Here is a 7,231-nt window from a genome sequence, read left to right as displayed (position 1 = left end):
GCACGGCGGTTCCCGCAACCTGCTGCAAGGCTTCTTCCACGAGCCCGTGCGGCACCATCTCGCCGCCGATCTTGCTGAAGCGCGACAGCCGCCCGGTGATGTAGACGAAGCCGCGTTGGTCCATGCGGGCGATATCGCCCGTATCGTACCACCCGTCGCGCAACGCTTCGGCGGTCTTTTCCGGCTGGTCGAGATAGCCCTGCATCACGTTGGGGCCCTTGATGAGCATCAGGCCTTCTTCTCCGTCGCTCAGGCTTTCGCGCGTTTCGGGATCGACGATGCGGACGGCGACGCCCGGCAGCGGCTGGCCGGCGCTGCCGGGACGATGGCCGTTGAGCGTGTTGAGCAGGGCGACGGGCGAGAGCTCGGTGCAGCCATACCCTTCCATCGGGCGCACGCCGAAGCGTTCCTCGAAGCGGTCGGCCAGTTCGGGGCGCAGCTTTTCGCCGCCCGTGATGACGGTGCCGAGCGAGGCGAGCTGTTCGGGTTTGGCCTTGCGCATGTAGCCTTGCAGAAAGGTCGGCGTGGCCAGCAGGGCCGTCAGCTTTTCTTCCGCGATCAGCCGGATGACGCGGTCGGTCTGCAGCGGGTTGGGGTGGTAGGCGATGCGGATGCCTTCGAGTAGCGGCCACCACAGCAGCGCCAGATAGCCGAAGGCGTGGAAGAGCGGCAGGATTGCGCACATGGCATCGGCCTTGGAGAACGGCTGGACCGCCTGGACGGCACCGATGTTGGACAAAATGTTGGCGTGGCTGAGGACGACGCCCTTCGGCGTTCCGGTGGTGCCGGAAGAAAAGATGATGGCCGCCGTGTCGGCCGGTTGCGGCTCGCGTCCTCCGGCGAGTTGCCTGGGCGTGGCGAACCGGGCCACCGCCAACGCGCGCAGCTTTTCGATGTGCCCGAGGTTTTTCAGCAGGTCTTCGAGGTAGAGCCAGCGCACGGGCAGGTCGGGGCGTTCCATCTTTTCGATGAAGCGGCGGGAAGTGACGATGGTTTTGATGCGGGCCTGTTGAACGGCCGACTGCTGCGCTTCCGAGGAGGCGGTCCAGTTAAGGTTGACGACGGTCTTGCCGGCGAGGGTCAGCGAAAGGTTGGCCATGGCGTTGCCCAGGGAGGTGGGCAGGAAGATGCCGACGGTTTGCCGGTTGCCGATGACGGGCTTCATGCGGTGGGCCAGTACAATGGCGCCGGTCAGCAACTTGCCGTAGTTCGCCTTGAGGCCGAGCGTGTCGGACGCGATGGGGCGGAACCAATGGCGGCGCGCCTGGGCAACGAACCGGTGGGCGAGGGTCTTGCCGGGTTGCAGGCTCTGCTCGGTCGCATATTCGGCCCCTAGCTCGGCAATCACGCGGCGGGCCTCGTCGGCCGGGGTGTCGGTCGGCAACGGTTGGCCGAAGCGGACGGAGATCGGGCGGGGGAATTGCTCCGGTTTGCGGAGTCCGGGTTTCCCGTTCTTGAAGCTGAAGATGCTGCCCCAAATGTTGCCGATGTGCGCCGGGATGATCGGGCATCCGCTGTTCTTGGCGATCTTTTCGAACCCCTTGTTGAATTTCATCAGGTTGCCGTTGGGGGTCAGTTCGCCTTCGGGGAAGATGCCGACGAGCGCCCCGGCCTCCATCGCGGCGCGTGCTTCCTTCAGCGATTTCGCCAGCGCGCGCGGCCCGTCGGAGGTATGGATTGGAATGCAGTCGGTCAGTTTGAAGAAGGGATAGGCCCACTTCCAGGTCTTGAACACGTCGCGCGACATCACGAAGCGGATCGGGCGTCCGGTGGCGGCTTGCAGCAGCAGGGCGTCGGCATAGGCCGTATGGTTGCAGATCAGCAAGGCGCCGCCCTTGCGCGGTAGGTTATCGAGCCCTTCGAAGCGGATTTTGTAGAGGCGATGGATCAGGCGCATGAGTCCGAAACGGGTCAGGAAACCCGGCAGGCGCACGCAGGCAAGCGCGGCGGGGACGCCGGCAATGAGCCCGGTGGCGAGGACGCAGCCGCGGGCGCCGATGCCGAGCTGCTTGGTCATGACATAGAAGAGGCCGGACGCCACCACCATGGCCGAAAAGCTCAGGAATCCGGATGCGCCGAACACTTCGCCGCGCCGTTCCGCCGGAACGCGCTGCTGGAGAAAGGCGTTGAGCGGAACCACGAACATGCCGCAGCTGACCCCCAGCGCAACGATCCATAGGCCGACCCAGACCGGGGCCGAGCAGAAGGCGAGGTTGAGGGCCGAGACCATGATGCCGATGGCGCCGATCGGGATCAGGCCGATCTCGATCGTGTGCTTCGAGAAGCGGCCGGTCAGCAGGGCGCCGATCCCGATGCCGATGGCGGCCAGCGGGAAGAGGATCGGGCTTTTGTCGATGGAAAGGTCGAGCACTTGCTGGCCGTAGATGATCAGGGTTTGCTGGAACAGGGCGGTGATGCCGCCGAATAGGACGAGACCGAGGACGGCCTGCGTTGCCCATTTGTCGGAGCGCAGGTTTTTCACGGCGCGGAGGACGTCGGGGACGATCCAGGGCGAGCTGCGCTTCGGCTTGCCGTAGGCCGGGACCGGGGCGATGCGGTAGGCGGACCACGTTCCGAGCGCGGCGAATCCCGCGCAGATGCCGATGGGGTAAAGCGGGCTGAGTCCGGCAAACCCGATGAAGACGGCGGGCATCGCCGTTCCCAGAATGATCGCGGCATAGGAGGCCGCCGTCAGGAAGCCGTTGGCGCGCGACAGCTCGTCCTCTTCCACCAGCTCCGGGACAATGCCGCGCTTGGCCGGGCCGAAGAGGGCGCTCTGCGTGCAGAGCAGGAAGAGCAGGGCGTAGAGCGGCCAGGCCAGCCCCGATAACAGGGCGGGGACGGACAGGAGCATCAAGGCAATCTCCAGCCATTTGCTGGCCACCGTGATGTCGCGCTTGCTGAAGCGGTCGGCCAGCGTTCCGGCCGCATTGGAAAAGAGCAGAAACGGCGTCACGAACAGCACGGAACAGACGGCGATGATGCCCGATAGGCTTTCCGGCCCCAATAGTTTCGTTAGCACGACGATCGTCGTCATTTTGAAGGCGTTGTCGTTGAAGGCCCCGGTAAACTGGGCGATGTTCAGCCATTTGAACGTGTTTTTCATGATCCGCTCCTTGCTTGCTTGGTTGTGATCCAACTGGCTCTAATGCATGGGGTGTGCCATCGGAGCGGGCCGGGTTGTTAAGCATTTATCCGTAGTGGGTTGCGAAAGTGCTGGCCGCGAACATGTTTTTGTTGATATACATCTGTTGCCGTTGGTGAAGGCATTTGGTGCATGTTAAAACCAGATGCACGATCGTCGTTCTGGATTTAACCCCGGCGGCGGAAGGAAAGGTGGCAAATGATGGGTAGCGGATTTTTCAAGCAGGTGGCATCGGCGGCGTTCAGCAATCCGTTCGGCGATGAACGGGTGGAGATCGATCGCCAGATCGTCGGGGCCGACGATACCGTGGATTGGCACACGACGCTGGGGCCTTTGTTGCGGAAGCTGGACGAGCATTTGTCCGCTTTGGAGCAATCCGGCGGCATCGTGATCGATCGCGACGGGGGCGAGGAGGCGCGGGCGGTGGCGGTGAGCGTACTGTTCCAGGTGTTTCATCGCTACATGGATCGGTTCGACCATCTGATCGAGGAGCAGATCCGGGCGGGGGATGAGTCGTGCCGGGCCCCGTTTGTGTTCCAATGCATGGAGGAGTTGGTCCGCTATGGATTCGGCCGGAGCGAGGCGTGTCGCTATGTGGGCATCTTCTACCAGATTCGGCGCGCCTACTATTTCATCTCCACGGGACTCGTTGGCGAAAGCCCCTGCATGAAGCGGTTGCGGGCGCAGCTTTGGGACAACGTTTTTACGCACGACATCTCGTGGTACGAGGGGTGCCTTTGGAACCGCATGGAGGATTTTTCGACCCTGCTGCTGGGCGAAACCGGCTCGGGGAAGGGGGCGGCCGCCGCCGCGATCGGCCGCTCCGGATTCATTCCGTTCAATCCCAATGCGCAGAAGTTCGAGGAGAGCTTCACGCGCGCGTTCGTTGCAATCAACCTTTCGCAATATCCCGAGGCGCTGATCGAATCGGAGTTGTTCGGCCACCGCAAGGGGGCCTTCACCGGGGCCATCGAAAAGCACGACGGCGTCTTTTCGCGCTGCAGCGCGTACGGGGCGATTTTCTTGGACGAGATCGGCGATGTGGGGGTTCCGGTGCAGATCAAGCTGCTGCAGGTGTTGCAGGAGCGCACCTTTTCCCCGGTCGGCAGCCACGACCGGCTACGGTTCAAGGGGCGGGTGATTGCCGCCACGAACAAGTCGATCGACGCGCTGCGCCGGGAAGGGACCTTCCGCGACGATTTCTATTATCGCCTCTGCTCCGACATCATCACCATGCCGCCGCTGCGGCAACGCATCCGCGAGGTGCCGCGCGAGCTGGAGACGTTGGCCACCCATTTGCTGGAGCGCATTTGCGGGGACGATCTGCGGATCCCGATCGTTGCGACGCTGAAGGAGGCGGTTGGCAAAAACTATGCGTGGCCCGGCAATGTGCGCGAGCTGGAGCAGGCCATTCGCCGCATCATGATCTCCGGAACCTACTGCGGCGACGCGGCGGCAGAGCCCCCCGATGCGATGGCCCTGAACCAAGCCGTCGAGGCCGGAACCCTCTCCGCCAAGGAGCTGGTCGAAAAGTATTGCCGCGATCTCTACGAAACCTACGGCAACTACGGCGAGGTGGCCCGGCGCACCGGGCTCGACTGGCGGACGGTGAAGAAGAATGTCGGGACGTGATGGGGGACGACTGAAGCGCGGCTTCCGGGAATCAATCCCGCCGCGTTTCATTCGTCGCTTTTCGCTAACACAAAAAAAGCCCGTCGCGATGACGGGCTTTTTTTGCGGTTAATCGAGGATTAACTTAGGCACCGAGCTGGTAGCGGATGTAGCGCTTGACCGCGATGGTGTCGCCCAGTTCCTTGCTTTTCGCTGCGATGAGGTCCTGTACCGGAACCTTGTCTTCCTTCACGAAGCCCTGCTCCAGGAAGCAGATCTGCGAGTAGAACTTGTTGGTTTTCCCGATCAGGATCTTTTCGATCATCTCTTCGGGGCGGGACTTGCCCTTTTCTTCGTCTTCGGCCTTCATCTGGGCGCGCATGATCGATTTTTCCTCTTCGAGTTTATCGGCCGGGACTTCGTCGCGGTTCAAGAACTCCGGCGCTGCGGCGGCAACGTGGAGGGTCAGGTCTCGTGCGAGCTCCTGGAATACGGCGTTTTCCGCGGTTTCGGGTTTCTCGAATCCGAGTTCAACGAGTACGCCGACCTTGCCACCCATGTGGATGTAGGACGTGATGGAACCCGTGCCTTCAACCGTCCATTTGACGTTGCGGCGGAACTGGATCTTTTCGCCGATCGAAGCCATTTTGTCTTCGATCTTCTTGGCAACGCCTTCGGCCATTGCGTCGGTTTCGTAGTTCAGCGCTTCGCCGCGGAGTTCCTCGACGAATGCCTGGAAGTCTTCGTTGCGGGTTACGAAGTCGGTTTCGCAGTTGACTTCGATCATTGCGCCGCTCTGGGCGTCGGCGGCAACGTTTGCGGCAACCATGCCTTCCTTGGCTTCCTTGGAAGCGCGCTTGGCCGCGACGGCCGCGCCCTTTTCGCGGAGGATCTTGACGGCGGCTTCGAAGTCGCCGCCGGTTTCTTCCAGTGCTTTTTTGCAGTCCGCGATGCCGAGGCTGGTGGCGTCGCGAAGTTCTTTAATCATAGCGGTTGTAATTGCCATTTTCTAAGTCTCCAGAGTTAGTCTTCTTTTTTCTCTTCAGATTTTTCGGCGGCAGCTTCTTCGGCCGGAGCTTCGGGAGCGGCTTCCTCGACGGCAGGTGCCTCGACTACGGCAGGTGCTTCTTCGGCAACCGGAGCGGCTTCTTCAGCAACGGGGGCTTCTTCCTTCTTGGTTTTCTCGGCAGCCTTGGCGGCCTTTGCTTCGGCCTTCTTGGCTTCGTCGGCCTTCTTTTTCTGCTCCTTGATCTTCTTCAGCACTTCTTCGCGCTTCTTCTTCTCTTCGGCTTCCTTCTTCTGGCGCTCTTCGCGAGCGGCACGTGCCTTTTCGCGCTCGACGGCTTCGGCGGCTTCGCGGGCTTCGCGCTCGGCCTTGGCCTTGGCGGCGTATTCGGTGTCGGCGGCCTTGATGGCTTCGCCGAGGACTTCGCAGATCAGTCCGACGGAACGCAGGGAGTCGTCGTTGCCCGGGATCGGGTAGTCGACGAGGTCCGGGTCGGCATTGGTGTCAACCAGGGCAACGACCGGGATGTTCAGGCGCTTGGCTTCCTCGAGGGCGAGGTGCTCGCGCTTGAGGTCGACCACGAAGAGGGCGCCCGGCTTCTTTTCCATGTCGGCGATACCGGTCAGGTTGCGTTCCAGCTTGGTGAGCTCGCGGCGCAGAACGGATACTTCCTTTTTGGGGAGCTTGTCCATGGTGCCGTCCTTGATCATCTTCTGCAGCTCGCGCATGCGGTTGACGGAGGAACGGATGGTCTTGTTGTTGGTCAGCATGCCGCCGAGCCAGCGATGGATGACGTAGGGCTGGTTGGTGTTTTCGGCGGTCGTCTTGAAAATTTCGCGCGCCTGTTTCTTGGTGCCGACGAAGAGAATCTTTTCGCCGCGCAGGACCACGTCTTTCAGGAACACTTGGGAAAGCTCGAGCTGGGAGAGCGTCTTGTTCAGGTCGATGATGTAGATCCCGTTTTTGGCGCCGTGGATGTAGCGCTTCATTTTCGGGTTCCAACGTTTGGTCTGGTGACCGAAGTGCAGACCGGCGTCCAGCAGATCCGCAATAGAAATCGTCTTGGTGAATGTATCAGCCATTTTACCTCTCCTTATAGTTTACTCTATTTAGTTAAACAATCCGCTTTGACACACCCGAGGTAGCAGGCGGTCTTCGCTTCTAACCGGAACGTCCGGTTAATTAAGCGGCGAAATATACGTAGGCGCAGGAGGTTGGGCAAGGGTTTTGGGCAGGTTTATTTGCCCTGCCGGAGTGCGGAGGGGTTGGCGGGCAGAGATGACTCGCATTCCTCGTAATCACATTCCTCAACCGTGCCCTCCCTGCAAATCATGCGGGGTTGTAGGGCTTAAACGGTTGACGAAGGAAACCTATCAGCCGCGCGGCAGATCGGGGCGGCGCGGCAGGGAGGCGCGTGTGCGACGGCGTCACGCGTAGCGAGTCTGAGTGCTCGCAAGACCACCCGCCTT

At 61.5% G+C, this 7,231-nt stretch carries 4 protein-coding genes; 1 reads left to right on the top strand and 3 read right to left on the bottom strand.

The features are described 5' to 3' along the window. A partial coding sequence (locus tag ABYO54_RS11790) for an MFS transporter (RefSeq protein WP_372808452.1) occupies window positions 1-3,106 on the bottom strand: 3,106 nt, incomplete at its 3' end. A 237-nt stretch (window positions 3,107-3,343) separates the two neighbouring features. On the opposite strand from ABYO54_RS11790, the gene ABYO54_RS11785 reads away from it, so the two are divergent. Continuing rightward, the gene (locus ABYO54_RS11785; protein WP_372808451.1) at window positions 3,344-4,777 is read left to right on the top strand and encodes a sigma-54-dependent transcriptional regulator; all 1,434 of its coding nucleotides are present in this window, start codon (window positions 3,344-3,346) and stop codon (window positions 4,775-4,777) included. Window positions 4,778-4,901: 124 nt separating this feature from the next. Here ABYO54_RS11785 and tsf read toward each other — a convergent pair whose 3' ends face one another. Together tsf and rpsB are read right to left on the bottom strand one after the other, a co-directional pair. Continuing rightward, window positions 4,902-5,762 (bottom strand): translation elongation factor Ts, encoded by an 861-nt coding sequence (tsf, locus tag ABYO54_RS11780; protein WP_372808450.1) that lies wholly within the window; start codon window positions 5,760-5,762, stop codon window positions 4,902-4,904. Between the two features lie 17 nt (window positions 5,763-5,779). After that, window positions 5,780-6,844, bottom strand: coding sequence for a 30S ribosomal protein S2 (rpsB, locus tag ABYO54_RS11775; protein ID WP_372808449.1), 1,065 nt, complete (start codon window positions 6,842-6,844; stop codon window positions 5,780-5,782). Window positions 6,845-7,231: the final 387 nt, after the last annotated feature.

The sequence above is a fragment of the Pontiella sp. genome, from assembly GCF_041622395.1.
Lineage (GTDB): Bacteria > Verrucomicrobiota > Kiritimatiellia > Kiritimatiellales > Pontiellaceae > Pontiella.
The sequence above is the reverse complement of the archived record's forward strand: the minus strand, read 5'-3'. Positions and strand labels throughout refer to the sequence as shown.

Coding starts and splice junctions, on each gene's coding strand:
- ABYO54_RS11785 (WP_372808451.1), top strand. CDS start 3,344: ATGATGGGTAGCGGATTTTTCAAGCAGGTGGCATCGGCGGCGTTCAGC.
- tsf (WP_372808450.1), bottom strand. CDS start 5,762: ATGGCAATTACAACCGCTATGATTAAAGAACTTCGCGACGCCACCAGC.
- rpsB (WP_372808449.1), bottom strand. CDS start 6,844: ATGGCTGATACATTCACCAAGACGATTTCTATTGCGGATCTGCTGGAC.